Genomic DNA, 19,024 nt, shown 5'->3' with positions numbered 1-19,024 from the left:
CTCTCAGGGTTCCCCATGGGCCGGCAGCGTGAAGACAAACTCCGTGCCCTGCGGGAGGTGCGGGCGGTGATCAAGATGACCACCATGTTGCTCCACCACCGTGCGGCACAGGCTCAGGCCCAGGCCCATGCCTTCGGTACGGGTGGTGAAGAAGGGGGTGAACAGCTGCTCGGCGACTTCCGCAGAAATGCCGGCGCCGCAGTCCATGACGGAAAATTCTACCCAACGCGCGCCAAGACCGTCAGAACGGCGCCTGACCGCCAGGGTCAGCACCCTTTCCTTGAGTTCGGGCTGATCCATGGCCTGCATGCCGTTGCGCGCCAGATTGAGCAGCACCTGCTCGACCATGGTGGCATCGCAGAGCACCGTCGGCAGATCCGCGGGCAGATCCAGCTGCACCGTCGCATTGAGCTTGTGGGCCTGCAGATAGACCAGGGGCATGACGGCATCGATCAGCTCCGCAGGCTGCACCACCTGTCTGGACTTGTCGCGCCGGCGCACGAAATCGCGCACGCTCTTGATGACCTTGCCCGCGCGATCGGCCTGAAAGCTGATGCGCTCCAGCGCCATGCGCAAATCCTGCAGATGCGATCCATCGGGGTCAGGTTCATGCGCCAGCAGATTGAGCGAGCCCGTGGCATAGCTGGAGATGGCTGCCAGCGGCTGCGTCAGCTCATGGCTGAGCATGGAGGCCATCTCGCCTACCGTCGCCAGGCGTGCGGTGGCCTGCAGGCGCTCCAGCGACGCACGCGACATCTCCTCCATGCGGCGCTGCTCGCTGATGTCGATGAAGGCACTCATCCAGCCCGTGTGCTGGCCCTGTGCGGTGATCAGCGGCGCCTCGAAGATCAGCACCGGAAAGCGCGAGCCGTCCTTGCGCATGAACACGCTCTCGTGGCCCTGGCGCGGCGTGGGCAGCAGGCCGGCCAGACGCTGATCGCGCCGACTCACATATTCCTGGGCCAGTTCGGGCGGCCAGTAAGGTGCCACATTGAGGCCCAGCAGCTCCTGCGCGCTGAAGCCCACCATATTGCAGAAGGCCGGGTTCACATAGGTGATGCGCCCCTGGAGATCGCGGGCACGCATGCCCGTGACCAGGGAATCTTCCATGGCCTTGCGAAAGGCCAGCGCATCGCCCAGGTCGCGCTCCGCGCGCAGGCGTCGGCGGTTGTCGCGCACCAGCACCACCACCACGGTCACCAGCGCGATCGACATGCCGGTCACCAGCGCCGTCATCACATTGGGAAAGACGCTGGGCGCGTGATGCCAGCTGTCCATGCGCAGCACCAGGGTGTTGCCGGGCAGGTCCAGCAGCTGCTGGGCCGTGAACATGCGCGAGCCGCGCCAGGCCGCCCCCACCATGGCCAGACGCGTGCCGTCAGGCTCGGTGAACGACACCTCCTGGGTGCGCGGCAGGGACTTGCCCACCTGGGCCATCAGAATGCCCTGCAGGCTGTAAGTGCCCAGCACATAGCCCACCACATGGCCGTTCTCCGTCAGCGGCATGCAGACCTGCATGGTCTCGGTGCCCAGGCCCTCACCGAGCAGCTGGAAGCGACTGGGTGAATACGACGGACCGTTGACGCGCCTGGCCTGGGTACAGGTCAGAGCCTCGCCCGAATGCAGCTCGGGCAAATGGCTTTCGTCTTCGACCAGCAGGGTGCGGTAAGGGGTCTCGGCATGCTCGATGAGGCGCATGTTTTCGCCCCGCCATTCGATGCGCATCAGGTCACGGCGCTGCTGCAGCAACGTGGCCGCATGCTCGCGCCATACGGCGTGCTTTCCGCTGTAGGCGCTCAACGCCAGCAGGTCCTGGAGATTGCGGCCCAGCGCCGCCCGGATATCGCCGACGGCATTGGCCGTATCGCGCTCCAGCTTCTCCTGGACCTGGGAGGCTTCATAGCGTCCTGCCAGCCAGACCATGGTGACCAGCATGCTGACCACGAGTGCCACCAGCAAGGTCCATAGCGACCAGCGCTTCCAGGCCATGCGCCAGCGCCGCCAGGGCCAATGGGCGGGGTGGTCCTCGGGCAGTTCGTCCAGAGCCGTATTCAGCGGTTCAGTCACAGCACACGATGGGTCAAGGCCGGCAATTGCTGGCGCACCTGCAGCAGGCGGTCACGGTTGAGCTCTCCGGCGACCACACCGGCGCCGCTGGCCTGCAGGCCCTGCACCTCCCCCCAGGGATCGATCAGCAGGCTGTGCCCCCAGGTGCGGCGACCGTTTTCATGCACGCCGCCCTGGCCGGGTGCCAGCACATAGGCCAGGTTCTCGATGGCCCGCGCCCGCAGCAATACCTCCCAGTGCGCCTGGCCCGTGGTGTAGGTGAAGGCGCTGGGCACCAGCAGCAGATCGGCCCCCTGCGCGCTGAGCGCGCGGTACAGCTCCGGAAAGCGAAGGTCGTAGCAGACGCTCAGACCCAGACGCCAGCTGCCGCCGTCCCTGGCCTGTATGTCGCAGACCACGGGCTGGCGGCCCGCCTGCACCACGGCGGCCTCGGTGTAGCTCTCGCGCCCGTTGTCGAACTGAAAGAGATGGATCTTGTCGTAGCGGGCCACGCATTCGCCGTCGGGGGAATAGACCAGGCTGGTGTTGAGCACATGGCTGTCATCAGCCGCCTGAAGCGGCAGCGTGCCAGCCACCACCCACAGCTGGAGCTGCCTGGCGGCGGCAGCCATGAAATCCTGGATCGGCCCCTGGCCAAAGGCCTCCCGGTAGGCCAGCTTGTCGGTGTCCCTGGCGCCCATGGCGCAGAAATACTCGGGCAGCACGACCAGTTCCGCGCCCAGGGCGGCAGCCTGCTGCATCAGGCTGCGCGCCTGCGCCAGGTTGGCGGCGACATCCTGACCCGAGACCATTTGCAGAGCGGCAATCTTCATGGCTTCTCCTGTGAGCCTGGGACGACAGCGGGCGGCTTGCCGGCCTCGTCGCCGCCGGCCTTGGGCACGCTGCGTCTGGGCAGCTCGGTCACCTGCGGGTCTTCCCAGCTGCCGTGGATATGGAACTCCTTGGTCGTGGCTGCGATCAGCGGACCACGCAAGATCATCTGGGCCAGAAAGCTGCTCAGCCCCACCACGGGGTTGATGGCCGTGGCGACCAGGGAGGCGGACAGGGCGTTGATCTCCGGCACCACCACCACATGCAGGTCCTGGGTTTCCTTGTCGATGTCGGCAGAGCCCTCCATCAGCACGGCCGCATTCACGCCCTTCATCTGCATATTATTCGTCTTGGCAATGCCGCGCTCTATGGTGACATCGCCGCGCATGAAGTCGAACGAGAAGCCGTTGCGGAATACGTCGCGGAAGTCCAGTGTCAAGCGCCTGGGCAGGGACTGCAGGCTGAGCACGCCCAGCAGCTTGGCCAGGCCCGGCTCGGCCTTGAGAAACTGGCCTTTCTGCACTTCCAGGTGCACGGTGCCGGACATGGTCTTGAACCCCGGCGTCACGGGCGATCCGGTCCAGCCGATCTCCCCTTGCAGCTCGCCCTGTCCATTGGCGACCACACCGGGCATGTCAAAGCGATTGAGCAGCTTGCCCACATCGCGCAGGTGGAGCTGGAACTGCATCTGTGTCTGGCCCGGGTGCTTCGGGTCGCCGGAGCGCAGCGCCCAGGAGCCCTGCGCCGTCAAGGTCGCCTCGGGGGTGCTGATATTGAAGCGCGACAGCTGCCATTCGCGCTTGCCCACGCCGAGAGACAGCCCGTGATTGCGCGCCACCACATCCAGCTTGCCCAGCGAACGCTTGCCCAGCTGGAAGTCGTCCACGCTGACCTGCAGGGCCGGCAGCTCGCGCAAATCGCTGCTCTGGGCGGCCGCCGCCTCTACGCCCTCGTCCGGGCCGTCGGGAATGCTCAGACGCGAGAGCCTGGCGATGACCAGACCGCCCGGCTCCTGCGCACTGGCCTCGCGATACTCGACGCGACCGGCCAGCTCGCGCGCCTGGATCTGGCTGGTCCAGACCTTGTTGGCATGGCCAAGCTGCAGGGAGACGTCATGCAGCGATCGGCCATGGAGCTTGACTTCGCGCGCCTTGAGCGCCAGCTGCTGTGGCACGAACTGGCGCCAGCTCTCTTCCTCGGTACCGGGGCCATCGGCCGCGCCCCCCGGACCCTCGGGCCACAGTCGGCTCCAGGCATCCAGATCCAGCACCGGCAGCTGCACCCTGGCCTGCAGGCCCGCAGGTGGCAACGCGGCCTCCGCCTTGCCCGACTCCACCAGCTCCAGGCTGCCTCGCGTGATGCGGGCCTGCGCCCCGCCGATATCGCGCTCCACCAGGGCTGCGGCCTGGCTGCCCCATTGCACGCTGAGCTGATCGGTCAGCGGCCTGACCACGGCGGGCACGGTGCGGTTGACGCGCAAGGCCAGGGAGCTGTCGGCCGCCTTGCCCAAAGGGGCTGGCAGCATGACCGCCATGCCCTGCAGCTCGGACTGCAGACTGATTTCCGGCACGCTGTGCAATACCTTGATCTGCAGGCCATAGCGTGCCTGGCCCTGCAGATGCCTGCCCAGGGCCGCCAGCTCGGTCATCTCCCTGGCGTCACGCAGGCCCTGGGCTGTGGCAACGCCGTCCACACGCAGCAGAACCGGGGCGGCGGCATCGGCACCGGGCTTCATGCCGCCCTCGATGCGCACGTCGCCACCCAGTGCCTTGGCCTGCACGCCCGACAGCTGAAACCCGGCCTCCGAGAACTGCACATTGCCGCGCAACTGGCTGAGCGCGGGCACCTCGGGCATCAGTTGCAGTGTATTGCCGGCCAGCGCCACTTCGCCCTGCACCTTGCTGCGCTCCATGTGCAGGGTGGGCAGATGCAGCTTGAGGCTGAGCTTGGCATTGCCGGTGGCGCGGCTGCTATCCAGAACATGGGCAGTCAGCGCAGACAGGGCGGAGCCCTGAACCAGGTTCAGCATGTCGCCCAGGGCGCCATGGGCCTTGGCGTGCACCTCCACCTCGGTCTGGTTCCAGTCGGCCACACCCGCCTGCGCTTCATCGACCACGATGGCGGTATGGCCCAGAAAGCCCTTGGCCTTGCGCACCTGCATGGCGTTGCGCTCGAACACCAGCTCGCCCGACAGCCTGGTCAGTGGCGGCCAGGGCTTCTCGCCGGGGCCGAGCAGATATCCGGGCACGAACTGGTAGTTCACGTCGTGCACCTGGGCGCTGATGTGGAACTCGCCCTTGCCCGGTTTTTCAAATGGCACATGCTCGAGTTCGCCCTTGACGCGGAAGTTCACGGCACTGGCCTGACCCGTGGTGATGGCCTCGCGCACATAGCGCAGCGCATCGCTGCCCAGATCCAGGGGCAGATAGCGATAAATGCGTTCACCCTTGGCGCGGCTGAGCTGCCCTTGCAGATCCAGCAGCCCCGGAAAGCGCGGCTGTTCCTTGCTGCCCTGGCCGGACTGCCAGCTGGCCTGGGCCTGGCCGGCCGTGTCCTCATTGGCGAAACGCAGCCTAGGAACCTGCACCTTGATGGTCCGCCCCTTGTCCAGCAATTGCCAGCGTACCAGGCTGTCGAACTGATCGAATGGGATGTCGGGGTCCTCGAACACCCCGGGGAAGCTCAGCATGGCCGGCGTTGCACCAGGCGTCTTGGTCAGCATGGCCTCGCCGCTGTCCTGGTCCAGGCTGAACTTGCCGCTCAGGCCCCGAACACCAGGAATGCCTATGCTGTGCGGCCCCTCCTGAGAGGCCTGGGAACGCAACGCAAGCTGCTCGAACCGCCCCGACGCCTTGTACTGTGCCAGTGCCTGCAGAGGTCCGCGCCAGGACAGCTTGAGATCGCTCAGCTGTCCCGCCGGTGCAAGCGCCCTGAGCTGGCTCTGCAGGGCTTCCGGCAGGGGCAGGCGCTGCAGCATCTGCGACGCAATGGCCAGATCGATCCCGTCGGCCTGGACCTCGCCATGTTCGCCCTGGCTGCCCTGAGCGGCAGCCCCTGTCGGCACATAGCGCAGGCTGAAGTCGCCTCGCGGCCAGTTCAGCCCGTCGTCGGCCGTGAACTGCAGTCCCTGGACGGAAAACTGGTAACCGTTCTGATTCTTGGCCCGCAAACGCCCCCGCAAGGCCTGCAGCGCCAGGGGGTCGGGCCGGTCCCGCCACTGCAGCTGCAGCGCCTGCACGGCGACATCGGCCACCCCGCCCACGGGCTGGCCGTGATCCACATCCAGCCAGGCCCGCACCGAGCCCTTGCCCTGCTGCAGCTTCCAGTCCTGCGGACCCAGATACTGGCCCAGGTGGGACAGGTCGATGTGCGTGAAGTCCAGATACGCCTGTCCGCTCCAGCGGTCCAGACGCCCTTCATGCACCGACAGCAAAGGCTCCTTGAAGCTGCCCATGACCGTGAAGCGCTGACCCCAGCCCTCTGGCGGCGTGGCATCCAGGCGCAGGGAATGCTGCCAGCGCTTGTTACGCAGCACCAGATCCACATCCCGCAGTTGCAGGGGCTCGGCATTGCGCAGCTCGTCCACCCACTGCAACCTGCCGCCGCGGATGGCGATTTCGGGCTGGGAGAAGATCCAGTCGGAGTCGCTGCCCTGCCCCGGATCGGATGACACGGCCATGCCGGCCACAAAGACCTGGCCGTCTGCGTCGCGGCGAACCGTCAGGTCCGGCCCTTCAAGGTATATCTGTTCCACGCCCAGCGTCATCAAAGAATGGGCGGAGACCGCCACCACCACCTTGGGCAGCAGCAAGGCCTCACTCTTGTTTGCGGCGTCGTGCAGGACCACGTCGCCCAGCTCGAAAGTCGGCACCAGACCCGAGCGGTAGGCGTGCAGCCGTCCTATGGAAACCGGTACACCCAGGGTGCGTGAGGCCAGGGATTCCAGCTCGGGACGCCACTGTTCGATTCGCGGCACAATCCAGAAATGGAGCACCCCCCACACGGTGGCCAGCAGCAGCCAAAGGCTCAGGACCAGTCCCAGAGACCACCGTGCCAAGCTGGCCAGCCTATGAATTTGGCGAGTTGGGAGTGGTTTCGGTTCGATCATCGGTGGCCTAGCAATGGCAGGAATTATGACCGGCGCCCCCGTGCGCGTTTCGGTAACCACACGTTGCCGAGCTGATTACCTGCCTGCCTGACACCATTTTTTACGGTCCGCATGCAGTCCCCAGAGCAAGCAATGGCAGAAAACGCCCTCAATGTTCCTTCCCCGGCCCAGTACTCGCGCTTCGTGCAGCGCCTTCACCGCCGTTACGAGAACTGGTTTGACGCCTTGCCGCCGGGAGCCCCCGACCGGGCCCTGATGGAGCAGGCCCTGGGCACGCTGCAGTCGCGCGGCCTGGACCTCTCTGCCGCGCTGCGCGTGCTGCGTCAGCTGGTGATGGAACGCATCATCGTGCTGGACTGCGAGCAAGGTGCTCCGCTTGGCGTGGTGACCAAGGCCGTCACCGAGCTGGCCGAGCTGGCCCTGGACCGTGCCTGCACCCAGGTCAGAGCCGAACTCGACATCCGACATGGCGCGCCTCAGGGCCCTGGCGGTCAGCCCGTGCAGTTCTGGGTCATTGGCATGGGCAAGCTCGGTGCCCGCGAACTCAATGTGTCCAGCGACATCGACCTGATCTACGTCTACGAGCATGACGGCGACACCCAGGGCAAACCCGACGGCCGCGGCGTCATCTCCAACCACGAGTACTTCGGCCGTGCCGTCAAAGGCATCTTCAGCCTGATCGGCGACACCACCGAGCACGGCTTCGTCTTCCGCGTCGACCTGGCCCTGCGGCCCAACGGCAACTCCGGTGCCCCCGCCGTCTCGCTTTCCTCGCTGGAAGAGTACCTGCAGATTCATGGCCGGGAGTGGGAACGCTTTGCCTGGCTCAAGAGCCGCATCGTGGCACCGCTGGCCGATATCCAGACGGCCAACGTCCAGGCCCTGCGCGGCGTGGTTCTGCCCTTTGTGTTTCGCCGCTATCTGGACTACGCGGTGTTCGACTCGCTGCGCAGCCTGCATCGCCAGATCCGCGACCATGCATCCAAGCGCAGCGCGGGCCACCCCGAGCGCGCCAACGACGTCAAGCTTTCGCGCGGCGGCATCCGCGAGATCGAATTCATCGTGCAGCTGCTGCAGGTGGTTCGTGGGGGCCAGTTCCCCGAGCTGCGCCGCCGGCCCACGCTGGAAGCCCTGCACCGGCTGGTACAGGCCAATCTGATGAGCGCCGAGATTGCCGACGCCCTGAGCCGCGCCTACATCTTCCTGCGCCAGGTGGAGCACCGCATCCAGTATCTGGACGACCAGCAGACCCATGTGCTGCCCACGCGCGACGACGATCTGCTGTGGATCGCCCGCACCCTGGGCTATGCCGATGCCTGCGGCTTTCTGCACCAGCTGGACGAACACCGCGAACTGGTGGCCCAGGAGTTCGACACCTTGCTGGGCGGAGACTCCCAGCAATGCGGCAACGGCCATTGCAAGGCCGCCAAGGCAGCAGCAGGCGGGCCGCCCACGCCGCGCGACATCGAGGAGCTGATCGAGGCCCTGCCGCCGTCACTGGCAGGGCAGGTCGCCGACTGGCGCAGCAATACCCGCATCAACGGCCTGCGCGACGAGGCCCGCGCGCGATTGTTCAGACTGGTGGAGCGCACCGCGCAATGGGTGGAAAGCGGCCAGTCCGGCGAAGAGGCCGCCAAGCGTTTTCTGCAATGGCTGGAGCCCCTGCTGCGCCGCGAAAGCTATCTCGCTTTGCTGCTGGAGCGGCCAGCGGTCCACGAAAGACTGCTGCATCTCCTGGGAGCGGCGCGCTGGCCTGCACGCTATCTGCAGCAACACCCCGGCGTGATCGACGAACTGGCCAGCGACGCCATTCTCAAGGAGCGCTTCGTCGCAGCAGACTTCGAGCATGAGCTGGCCATGCGTCTGGCCGCGCTGCAGTCCACGGGTGAAGACGACGACGAAACCCTTCTCAACCTGCTGCGCCGCGCCCACCACGCCGAGGTCTTTCGCACGCTGGCACGCGATATCGAAGGCCGCATCAGCGTGGAGCAGGTCGCCGACGACCTGAGCGCGCTGGCCGACAGCGTGCTGCGCATCACGGCCCAATGGTGCTGGAGCCGGCTCAAGAGCCGACATCGCGATACGCCGCGCTTCGGCATCGTGGGCTATGGCAAGCTGGGCGGCAAGGAGCTCGGCTATGGCAGCGATCTGGACATCGTCTTCGTCTTCGATGACGACGATGAGCGCGCTCCCGAGGTCTACGCGGCCTATGTGCGCAAGCTCATCAACTGGCTGACCGTCAAGACTGGCGAAGGCGATCTGTTCGAGATCGACACCGCGCTGCGACCCAACGGCAACTCCGGCCTGCTGGTGACCAGCTTCGAATCCTATGCCAACTACCAGCAGCAGCGTGGCAGCAATACCGCCTGGACCTGGGAGCACCAGGCCATGACGCGTGCGCGTTTTGTGCTGGGCAGCCGGGACTTTCCCTCGCCAACGGGCGGACCCGCGACCGACCTGCACCTGCACCAGCGCTTTGATGCGGTGCGCGAAGCCGTCATCACGGCGCCGCGCGATGCCGCAGCGCTGCGCAACGAGATTGAAACCATGCGTGAGCGGGTGCGCAGCGCCCACCCGGTGCGGGGCGGCCTGTTTGACGTCAAGCACAGCCCCGGCGGGATGGTGGATGTGGAATTTGCCGTGCAATACCTGGTGCTGGCCGAATCCGGAGCACACCGCGAGCTGATCGCCAACGTGGGCAATATCGCCTTGCTGCAGCGCGCCGAAGACGCGGGCCTGCTGCCCGAAGGCGTGGGCTATGAAGCCGCCAAAGCCTACCGCGAGCTGCGCCGCCTGCAGCACGTGGCAAGACTGGACGAGCGCTCCGGACAGCTGGAGCCGGAGCAGGCGCAGGTCCAGCGCGAAGCGGTGCTCAAGCTCTGGACAGCGGTTTTCGGCCCCGGCGCCGCAGCCTAGGAAAGCAGTCAAGCGATCGCACGGAGATGGGTAAGGCCCCGCCTTTCAGGGCACTGGCAGCATCCATCAAGATTTGCCTACAGGCATTGCCAAACTGTTACAAAAATGACACCCACCAGGGCTGGAACTTCTGCAACAGTGTCTTATCTGATAGTCAAGTGCAATGAACTGACAGGTCTGCATCCACCCATTTCCAGTTGCGAAGCCTTTGGGTCCGCCCATTGAAACATCCCCGGAGCGCTTCTCCTCCCTCCCTCTCTTAATTCGTTTCGGGATGCTTCGCAACTTTTTTATGCCCCAAAAAAGGCCACTCGCGAGTGGCCTTTTTCTTGGCTGCGGTGCCGCCACTCCCCCTCAGTGGGGCACGGTATTCACAAAGCTGGGGCGCGCCGCCAGCTTGGTCAGCAAGGCGGCCAGATTCGGATGCTCGGCGCGCCAGTCCAGCTCGGGAAAGCGGAAATCCAGCCAGGCCAGGGCACAGCCGACACTGATATCGGCCAGCGTCAGATGCGTGCCGCCACAGCAGAACGGCTTCTCGCCCAATCCCTGCGACATGACCTTGAGCACGGCCCGGACCTTGCCCATCTGGCGATCCATCCAGGCCTGGCTACGCTGCTCTGCGCTGCGGCCTGGCCAGGTGGCCTCCAGCCGCACCAGAACGGCAGCATCCAGCATGCCGTCGGCCAGGGCCTCCCAGGTCTTGACCTCGGCGCGCTCGCGGCCCGTGCCCGGAATCAGCTTGCCGACCGGCGAAAGTGTGTCCAGATATTCGACGATGACGCGCGAATCGAACATTGCCTCCGTGCCATCCATCACCAGACGCGGCACCTTGCCCAGAGGATTGCCCGTACCCGGTGAAAGCGCTTCCTCCCAGGGGTTTTCTTCGACAAATTGATAGTCCAGCTTCTTTTCGGCCAGCACGACGCGGACTTTGCGCACAAAGGGGCTGGTGGTGGAGCCTATTAGTTTCATAGCAGCGGTTCCATGACACGGGTCACCGGCGACGGGCCGGTGCAATGATTCTATGCGCTGCCATGGCGGCCCGGCGGCCGCCGCAACGGGTCTGCATGCGCGCCAGCCACGGCCGCCGAGCAACCCAGCGCTGCGTGCGACTGATGCAGCGCACCTACAATTGCGCCACCATGAACCTGTCCTCCCTCACCGCCATCTCTCCCTTGGACGGCCGCTACGCCGCCAAGCTGTCCGCACTGCGCCCCATCATGAGCGAATACGGCTATATGCACCGCCGTGTTCAGGTCGAGGTGACCTGGTTCATTGCCCTCTCCGATGCCGGCTTTGCCGAATTCCCCGCGCTGTCGGCCGAGTCGCGCGACTATCTGCACGCGCTGGTCGCCAACTTCTCCGAAGCCGATGCCGACGCCATCAAGGCCATCGAAAAGACCACCAACCACGACGTGAAGGCCGTGGAGTACTGGATCAAGTCCAAGTTCGACGGCCGCGCCGAGCTGCAAAAGGCGGCCGAGTTCGTGCACTTTGCCTGCACCAGCGAAGACATCAACAACACCAGCCACGCCCTGCAGATCCGTGTCGGCCGCGACACCGTGCTGCTGCCCGCCATCGACGGCATCATCGCCAAGCTGCGCGAGATGGCCCACCTCTACGCCGAGGTGCCCATGCTCAGCCGTACGCACGGTCAGACCGCCTCTCCCACCACCGTGGGCAAGGAACTGGCCAACGTGGTCGTGCGCCTGCAAAAGGCCGCTGCCCACATCGCCGGCGTGAAGATCCTGGGCAAGATGAACGGCGCCGTGGGCAACTACAACGCCCACCTGTCGGCCTGGCCCGAGTTCGACTGGGAAGCCTTCAGCCAGAACGTGGTGGAATCCGCCGAACCGAAGGGCCTGGGCATCCACTTCCAGCCCTACTCCATCCAGATCGAGCCCCATGACTACATGGCCGAGCTGTTCGATGCGATGGCACGTACCAACACCATCCTGATCGACCTGTCGCGCGACATCTGGGGCTATGTGTCCCTGGGCTTCTTCAAGCAGCGCCTGAAGGCCGGCGAGATCGGTTCGTCCACCATGCCCCACAAGGTCAACCCCATCGACTTCGAGAACTGCGAAGGCAATCTGGGCATGGCCAACGCCATGCTCAAGCATCTGGCCGAGAAGCTGCCCATCAGCCGCTGGCAGCGCGACCTGACCGACTCCACCGTGCTGCGCAACATCGGTGTGGCCTTCGGCTACACCACGCTGGCCTATGCCTCGCTGATGACCGGCCTGAACAAGCTGGAACTCAACGAAGAGCGCCTGCAGGAAGACCTGAACCATGCCTGGGAAGTGCTGGCCGAGCCCATCCAGACCGTGATGCGCCGCTACGGCGTGCAGGGCGCCTACGAAAAGCTCAAGGAAGTCACGCGCGGCAAGACCGTGCTGGCCGAAGACCTGCACCGCCTGATCAACGGCCTGGAAATCCCGCAGGCCGACAAGGACCGTCTGCTGGCCATGACGCCTGCCTCCTACATCGGCAAGGCGGCCGAACTGGCCAAGCGCGTTTGATTGTAAAAAAGCTAGCTGCTGGCGCTTGAAATTCAAGCTCTTCAGCATCAAAGAGCTGCCAAAGCCAATATTGATTGGCGCTGGCAGCTCTTGTTTTTGATAGTTTTCAAAAGGACTGCCCTCAGGCAGCACCGCCATGGCCATCAAGTCCACCATCTTCAAAGCCAATCTGTCGATTGCCGACATCGACCACAACTACTACGCCGACCACAATCTGACGCTGGCGCGCCATCCCAGCGAAACAGATGACCGCATGATGGTGCGCCTGGTGGCCCTGGCACTGAACGCCTGGAAGCTGCAAGACCTGTGCAATGGTGACGGCACGCTGGGCTTTGGCATCGGCCTGTCCGATCCTGACGATCCGGACGTGCACATCACCGACTTCACCGGCCAGAAGCGCCTGTGGATCGAAGTCGGCCAGCCGGACGAAAAGCCCATCACCAAGGCCTGCAACAAGTCGGACCATGTGCTGGTCTACCCCTTCCACCACGCCTCCCATGTCTGGTGGAAGGGCCTGGAAGGCAAGGTCAACCGCCAGGACAAGCTGGAAGTGCTCTACATCGACTCCGAGATCGCCCAGCAGCTGGGCGGTCTGGCCGAGCGCAGCATGCAGCTGCAGGCCACGATCCAGGAAGGCCAGCTGACCCTGTCCAGCAACCTGGGCACGGTGTTTGTCGAACCCGTGCGCTGGAAATAACGCACAGAGCTGACCGCGCATTGGCGCGGGGTACGCCTGGGCGTGCGCCTCAGCGGGAGTGTTTACGCTCCACGGCGCGCTCCGCATAGCGGGTGAAGCGCCAGGAGTCGCCCTCGACCGTGATGCGACGCCACACCGCCCGTTTTTCGGCGGGCTCCATGGCCGTCCAGTGCTGGACCTCGTCGAAACTGCGGCCACAGCCCTTGCATTTCTCGTCGCCTTGGCTGGTGGAGCAGATGGCAATGCAGGGGGTATCGGGCGTGGTCTCGAACCAGGCCAGCCAGGCCGCCATGGCATGCGAGGGAAAGCCCTGAACGGCCACCTCGGACTCGCCTTCGTAAATCATCAGAGCGTACACCTCGGCCAGCGCCCTGACCTCGGGTGCCAGCAGCACGCCGTCGGGTGAGGGAGCACGGCCTCGCCAGTAATTGATGGCCGCTTCGATGTCGGTGATGTGAATGGCAGTCATGGAGCGGTCATCATAAGCCGCTGACGCGACGCCTGCGCCTGCAAGGTTGCTGCGTTTTTGCTAGCTGCCTGTGCTTTATGCAAAAGCGCTGCGAGACGGCTGCCCAATATAAAACCTGTGAACTACCTAGGTTTTGGCGCTTGTCATCGGCAGCATGCTGTGTTGAAATCCAGAGCTTCGAAGGGGAGTAGCTCGGCCAGAACCGCAATGGAACTGGCAGCGAACCGGTCGTCAATACGAAGCTTCACGCTTCCGGCCGTTCGGATTGCAGCCATGCTGCAGTTGAGCAAGACCTTTGATGGACCCGTGACGGTCGATCAAAGGACTCCCCGAGCCAGGTTTTTCCTCGCCCGGATGGGTGCTTCGGCATACGTCGCAACGGTCATTTGGTCTCGGCGGCAATGGCGGTGCATCCCCCGACACTTGCTCCGAAAACATTCGACAACGAGGAAAACAACACATGGACCTGGACTTTCTCACCCATGCCCCTTTCTGGATCGCACTGGGCCAGATCATCATCATCGACATCCTGCTGGGCGGCGACAACGCGGTCGTGATCGCGCTGGCCTGCCGCAAGCTGCCCCCCGAGCAGCGTCGCAAGGGCATCATCTACGGCACCGCCGGCGCCATCATCCTGCGCATCATCCTGATCGCCTTTGCCATGGTGCTGCTGCAGCTGCCCTTCCTGAAGGTCGTGGGTGCCATCCTTCTGATCTGGATCGGTATCAAGCTGATTGCCCCCGATGACGAAGGTCACGACAACATCGAAGGCAGCGACAAGCTGTTCGCCGCCATCAAGACCATCATCGTCGCCGACCTGGTGATGTCCGTGGACAACGTGATCGCCATCGCCGGTGCCGCCCAGAGCTCGGGCGACCACCAGATGCTGCTGATCGTGCTGGGTCTGCTGATATCTGTGCCCATCATCGTCTGGGGCTCGCAGCTGGTCATCAAGCTGATGGAGCGCTTCCCCATGATCATCGTTGCCGGCGGCATGCTGCTGGGCTGGATCGCGGGCGGCATGTTCGTCACCGATCCCGTGTTCGTGAACACCGAGAAGTGGCTGTGGATGCCCAAGCTGGGCACCACCGATGCACAAGGCCTGGCCGAGATCTCCCGTACCCTGTACTGGGCCGCCCATATCGGTGGCGCACTGCTGGTGCTGGCCCTGGGCAAGTTCATCGCCAGCCGCCGCCCCGCCTTGGCAGCCCATTGAGCCTGCAAAACCGGGCGATTCGTGAAGGAATGCGGGAACTGACCGCAGCCTTCACGACTCACAACAGAACCAAGTCGGCACATTCCAGCGAAAGTGCCGCATTCTTCAACCTTCGTTCCCGTTAGGACGCACTTTGAACCCCATCATTGTTTACGTGGATGACGCCACATACGCCCAGCCAATGCTCGAGGCGCTGGCGGGATCAAGCCAGGCGGCTTCCTCCCACTGGTTGCTGGTGGCCTGTGCTCCGCGCATGACCCACCGTGTGAGCAAATGGGTCAGCCATCGCGCCCGAGAGAACTGGCGCGGCAAATGGGCCGACAAGCTGTTTGCGGCCCTGATGCCTGTCATGGCGGCCAGCGGAGGCAAGGTCACGCCCGTGCTGGCCAAGGGCCCGCTGACCGAGCTCGTCACCGAGCTGCAGCAGGAACATGGCGCAGCCCAGATCATCGACGCCCGACGCCCCAAGCAGGAGGCCGCCCAAGCGGCCCCTGTCAAAGCCACCAATGCCAAGACAAACGCCAACGGTGGCCGCTGGAATCTTCCCGGCACCATGGCGGCGATTGCCGCCATGATGGGCTTCGTGATCGACGACTCGCTCTCTTTTTAAGAACAGCATCCATTCTTCAAGCAAGCCTTGTGCGGTGAAAACTGCACAGGGCTTTTTTCATGGACCGGGGCTGTGGTGGCCCGCCGACAACACCTGCTGCTATGCTGGACGGCATGAAAATCCTCGTCAAATGGCTTCTTTGCGCGGCGGCTCTGCTCGGGGTCGCCTATGTCTACAGCGGCGTTCAGGTGCAGAGCTTCGGCTCGGCCATGATTGCGGCCCTGGTCATTGGCCTGCTCAACACCATCATCCGGCCCATACTCGTGGTCCTGACCCTGCCCGTGACCATCGTCACCGTCGGTCTGTTCCTGCTGGTGGTCAACGGCCTGATGTTCTGGATGGCCTCGGGCCTGCTGGGCGGCTTCCACGTCGCCGGCTTCTGGGCCGCCATGCTGGGTGCGCTGATCTACTCGGTGCTGGGCCTACTTATTGATCGCCTTGTCGCGCAGCTGTTCCCGGAGTAACTCTTCGACGGCACGCAGACGCGTGTCGATGATGGAGGCCTCGAAGTAATCCGCCCTGGCCCCTGCCTTGCGGGCCAGATCCTGGGCTGCCTTGAAGCGATCCACCGCTGCCGCATAGTCATAGTGGGCCACTTGGGCCTCGGCCTCGGCCCGCAGGGCTCGCATTTCCTGGCCCTGGCTGCGCCATACGCGCGCCAGCGTCTGCCAGGCCGAACCATCGCGGGGATGGTCCGTCACCCAGGTCTGCAAGGGGCTTGCCATGGGGCCTGCCTGATTGAGCCTGAGCAGGATCTCCGTCTTGAGCAGCAGCTCCGGCCTGCGTGGCGCAACCCGCTCCACCACATCAATCGTCGCCAGGCTTGGCCCGACCTCACGTGGCCCGGCCTCGCGCGGCCCGGCCAGATTGCCGCTGGCCGTCACCTTGGGAGCTGCCTGGGGAGCCATCACGGACTGCAGGGGCAAGGCAGCCAGGGCGGCCTGTGGGTTATCGGCCTTGAACTCGAGCTCGGCATTCAGCCATCGGGCCTGGATATTCGCGGGTGCATTGCCTGCCGTCGCCGTGAGCAGCCTCTGCACCATCTCGCGCGCCAGCGGCCAGTCGCGCAGATACATGGCGCTGAGCGTGGCCGCGTAGAGCTGGGCGACCTGCTCAAACTGGCTCAGGCTGGAAAAACTGCTGGAACGTGGCAATGTGGCCCACTGGCGGCGCACCTCGACACCGGGGTTGGAAATCACGCGCGCGCGGGCCGACATCATCACATGCTCCAGCGTAGGCACGGGGTCGGCCGCGCGCTTGCCGGGCGGAATGCGCGAATCCATGTCCGCGATACGCTGGGTGGTCAAGGGGTGGCTGCGCAGATAGGGCCAGCTGCCGTTGTCGTTGAGCCGGCTGGCCTGCTGCAGCTTGCCGAACATGCTCACAAAGCCCTGGGGAGCAAAACCGGCAGGCGACATCAGGCTATAGCCCATGCGGTCTGCCTCGCTCTCCATGGCGCGCGAGAAATTCAGCTGGTTCTGCATCACGGCCGCCGGACCGCCCATCATGATGGCCATGGCTGCATCGGGGCTGCGTGTGGCCGCCAGAGCACCCAGCAGCATGGAAGCCAGCATCAGCGGCGTCTGCTTGCCTTGCTGCGCCATCATGCGGGCAATATGGCGCTGGGTGATGTGACTGGTTTCATGGGCAATGACCGAGGCCAGCTCATCGCCGCTGCTGACCACGCCGATCAGGCCCAGATAGACGCCCATATAGCCGCCGGGCAGTGCAAACGCATTGACCTGGCGATCTTTGCCCAGGAGAAGCGTCCAGGCAAAGCGCTCCTCCAGCTCGGGCGAGAGCTCGCCGTTTTTTCGCGCCGCATCCTGCAGGTGCAGCCAGATGCCTTCCACATACTCCTGCAGAACCGGGTCATCCAGATAGTCCGGGTCGCGGTAGAGCTCGCGCGCGATGGAGTCGCCCAGACGCCGCTCCTCGCCCGTGGTCAGCGACGACGCACCGTCACCCAGGGTCGGCAAACCCGCCGCCTGCACAGAGCCAGCCAAGGGGGAGACAGCCTGGATAGCTATCAAAATAGAAGCTGTCAGCGCTTTTAAAATATGAACTGTACGCGGTTTTGGCATCAAGAATGGCATGGCAATCACTGCATTGCCGGCATACCGATTCTCCGTATGCCGACCGTTCAACACCCCACTATGATGCCTTGATTGATGGAGATGGCGACATGCCCGCCTGTGATGCCCAGGTAAAGCCGCCAGTCCATCCCCGCTCAACCTTGATTGGGCGGCAGCACCGAACCCGTCTGCCGCCGGAAAGACCTCCCATGTCCTCTCTTACCCATTTCGACGCCCAGGGCCAGGCCCATATGGTGGACGTCGGCGCCAAACCCAGCACCCATCGCGTCGCCGTCGCCGAAGGCCGCATCGCCATGAAGCCTGAAACCCTGGCCATCGTGCAGACCGGCAGCGCGAAAAAAGGCGACGTGCTGGGCGTGGCCCGCATCGCCGCCATCATGGCCGCCAAAAAGACCAGCGACCTGATCCCCCTCTGCCACCCCCTGGCCCTGACCCGCGTCGCCGTGGAGTTCGAGCTGGAGCCCGAATCCAGCTCCATCCTCTGCACCGCCACCGTCGAGCTAAAAGGCCAGACCGGCGTGGAAATGGAAGCCCTGACCGCCGTTCAGGTCGGCCTGCTGACGATCTACGATATGTGCAAGGCCGTGGACAAGGGGATGGTGATGGGGGGGGTCAGGGTGCTAGAGAAGCGGGGGGGGAAGTCAGGAAGCTGGTCGACATAGACTCTGCGCTCTTGGTACAACACTTGATCAGATTCGGTGGCTATGCTCCACACTATCTGTTTCATCAGCCATGATGCAATCGATTGGCGAGATGCCAGTCAAAAACCATCTCCAGGCAAGAATGTTTCTACCAAGCCTTGTCCATTTACCACTGCTACCCAATCATTTCGACCGATAATAGGTATATATTTCCAATGGGAAATATCAGCTTTTTTTTCTGAAATTAGCCTTTCTATTTCTTTTCTTTGATCAGGTTTTTTTTCTAAAAAATACTGCAAGGGTATCGCTCTCCCCAGCGCTTTCAATGCGGCTTCCGAATCGTAGCTGATGTAGAAATCCGGACGCTCTGCATAATCACGCCCTCCCTCCAGGGATTCGAAAAGAACGCGCTGACGCTCTTCCTCGTTCTGTGGGTCTCGAATCGATACAGTAAGCGGACCGCTCCATATGCTCGGCCGAAGAGATAAGGGAAGCTTTTTTATTTCAATTGAATCGATATTTTGCGCAGTTATTACCTTGAAGCGATCAACCTCATGCACCAGAAACAAAGGTCTTGCCTCCCAGATCGTCCATATCCCATATCCCAGTGCTGCACATTGAAGCACCACCACCAATCCAAGATCGCGCCATATTTCTGACCGGCGCTTCGCAGGATTACTAAGTACCAAGGTCAGCAATGGTCCGCAAACCACATCGACACTCACAACTAGCAATAAAAGTGCCAGTCCTCCGGATATATAAAGATAAGGAAATGGATAAATAATCCATATTACGAATGCAGAAATAATTGTCGCAATGACCGTGCTACCCAGAAAGTGGATACCAGCCATTTTCAATGCAAATCGAATTCT

Annotated in this window: 14 protein-coding genes; 7 read left to right on the top strand and 7 right to left on the bottom strand. The window is 63.7% G+C overall.

The genetic code is table 11. From position 1 onward, the window contains the following. Window positions 1–3: 3 nt before the first annotated feature. Genes E2583_RS14350 through E2583_RS14340 form a run of 3 tightly spaced genes read right to left on the bottom strand, consistent with a single transcriptional unit; the run spans window position 4 to window position 6,934 of the window. Window positions 4–2,067 carry a nitrogen regulation protein NR(II) gene (locus tag E2583_RS14350; RefSeq protein ID WP_291596821.1) on the bottom strand — a complete coding sequence of 688 codons (2,064 nt, stop codon included), beginning with the start codon at window positions 2,065–2,067 and terminating at the stop codon, window positions 4–6. Further along, window positions 2,064–2,879: a carbon-nitrogen hydrolase family protein gene (locus E2583_RS14345; protein WP_291596820.1), complete on the bottom strand. Its 816-nt coding sequence runs from the start codon at window positions 2,877–2,879 to the stop codon at window positions 2,064–2,066. The genes E2583_RS14350 and E2583_RS14345 overlap by 4 nt, the downstream gene beginning before the upstream one ends. Beyond that, window positions 2,876–6,934, bottom strand: a complete 4,059-nt coding sequence (locus E2583_RS14340; RefSeq protein ID WP_291596818.1) for a YhdP family protein — start codon at window positions 6,932–6,934, stop codon at window positions 2,876–2,878. The genes E2583_RS14345 and E2583_RS14340 overlap by 4 nt, the downstream gene beginning before the upstream one ends. A 183-nt stretch (window positions 6,935–7,117) precedes the next feature. On the opposite strand from E2583_RS14340, the gene glnE reads away from it, so the two are divergent. After that, entirely contained in the window at window positions 7,118–9,901 is a 2,784-nt protein-coding gene (glnE, locus tag E2583_RS14335) for a bifunctional [glutamate--ammonia ligase]-adenylyl-L-tyrosine phosphorylase/[glutamate--ammonia-ligase] adenylyltransferase (protein WP_291596816.1), read from the top strand. 354 nt (window positions 9,902–10,255) lie between these two features. On the opposite strand, the gene E2583_RS14330 is transcribed toward glnE, so the two are convergent. Then, entirely contained in the window at window positions 10,256–10,873 is a 618-nt protein-coding gene (locus E2583_RS14330) for a glutathione S-transferase C-terminal domain-containing protein (protein ID WP_043375865.1), read from the bottom strand. A gap of 170 nt (window positions 10,874–11,043) precedes the next feature. Here E2583_RS14330 and purB point away from each other — a divergent pair, with 170 nt between their 5' ends. Both purB and E2583_RS14320 read left to right on the top strand, forming a co-directional pair. After that, a complete protein-coding gene (gene purB, locus E2583_RS14325) occupies window positions 11,044–12,423 on the top strand; it encodes an adenylosuccinate lyase (protein ID WP_291596812.1) in 1,380 nt (459 codons plus the stop codon). A 136-nt stretch (window positions 12,424–12,559) separates the two neighbouring features. Beyond that, entirely contained in the window at window positions 12,560–13,120 is a 561-nt protein-coding gene (locus tag E2583_RS14320) for a YaeQ family protein (protein WP_291596811.1), read from the top strand. A 49-nt stretch (window positions 13,121–13,169) separates the two neighbouring features. On the opposite strand, the gene E2583_RS14315 is transcribed toward E2583_RS14320, so the two are convergent. Continuing rightward, on the bottom strand, window positions 13,170–13,589 hold the full coding sequence (locus tag E2583_RS14315; RefSeq protein WP_291596810.1) for a DUF3717 domain-containing protein: 420 nt from the start codon (window positions 13,587–13,589) through the stop codon (window positions 13,170–13,172). A gap of 460 nt (window positions 13,590–14,049) precedes the next feature. Between E2583_RS14315 and E2583_RS14310 the strand changes: the two genes are divergently transcribed. The 3 genes from E2583_RS14310 to E2583_RS14300 all read left to right on the top strand — a co-directional run bounded on the left by E2583_RS14310 (window position 14,050) and on the right by E2583_RS14300 (window position 15,879). Continuing rightward, window positions 14,050–14,805, top strand: a complete 756-nt coding sequence (locus E2583_RS14310; protein WP_291596809.1) for a TerC family protein — start codon at window positions 14,050–14,052, stop codon at window positions 14,803–14,805. A gap of 133 nt (window positions 14,806–14,938) precedes the next feature. Beyond that, complete coding sequence (locus E2583_RS14305) at window positions 14,939–15,415, top strand: hypothetical protein (protein ID WP_291596808.1); 477 nt, start codon at window positions 14,939–14,941, stop codon at window positions 15,413–15,415. 113 nt (window positions 15,416–15,528) lie between these two features. After that, complete coding sequence (locus E2583_RS14300) at window positions 15,529–15,879, top strand: phage holin family protein (RefSeq protein WP_029158475.1); 351 nt, start codon at window positions 15,529–15,531, stop codon at window positions 15,877–15,879. On the opposite strand, the gene E2583_RS14295 is transcribed toward E2583_RS14300, so the two are convergent. Next, window positions 15,838–17,499, bottom strand: coding sequence for a M48 family metalloprotease (locus E2583_RS14295; protein WP_291596806.1), 1,662 nt, complete (start codon window positions 17,497–17,499; stop codon window positions 15,838–15,840). The genes E2583_RS14300 and E2583_RS14295 overlap by 42 nt on opposite strands. Window positions 17,500–17,699: 200 nt before the next feature. On the opposite strand from E2583_RS14295, the gene moaC reads away from it, so the two are divergent. Next, window positions 17,700–18,173 carry a cyclic pyranopterin monophosphate synthase MoaC gene (gene moaC / locus E2583_RS14290; protein WP_291596804.1) on the top strand — a complete coding sequence of 158 codons (474 nt, stop codon included), beginning with the start codon at window positions 17,700–17,702 and terminating at the stop codon, window positions 18,171–18,173. Window positions 18,174–18,271: 98 nt separating this feature from the next. On the opposite strand, the gene E2583_RS14285 is transcribed toward moaC, so the two are convergent. Then, on the bottom strand, window positions 18,272–19,003 hold the full coding sequence (locus E2583_RS14285; protein WP_291596803.1) for a pilus assembly protein: 732 nt from the start codon (window positions 19,001–19,003) through the stop codon (window positions 18,272–18,274). Between the last annotated feature and the right edge of the window lie 21 nt (window positions 19,004–19,024).

It is taken from the genome of Comamonas sp., assembly GCF_009360615.1.
In the GTDB taxonomy this organism is placed as follows: domain Bacteria; phylum Pseudomonadota; class Gammaproteobacteria; order Burkholderiales; family Burkholderiaceae_C; genus Comamonas.
The sequence above is the reverse complement of the archived record's forward strand: the minus strand, read 5'-3'. Positions and strand labels throughout refer to the sequence as shown.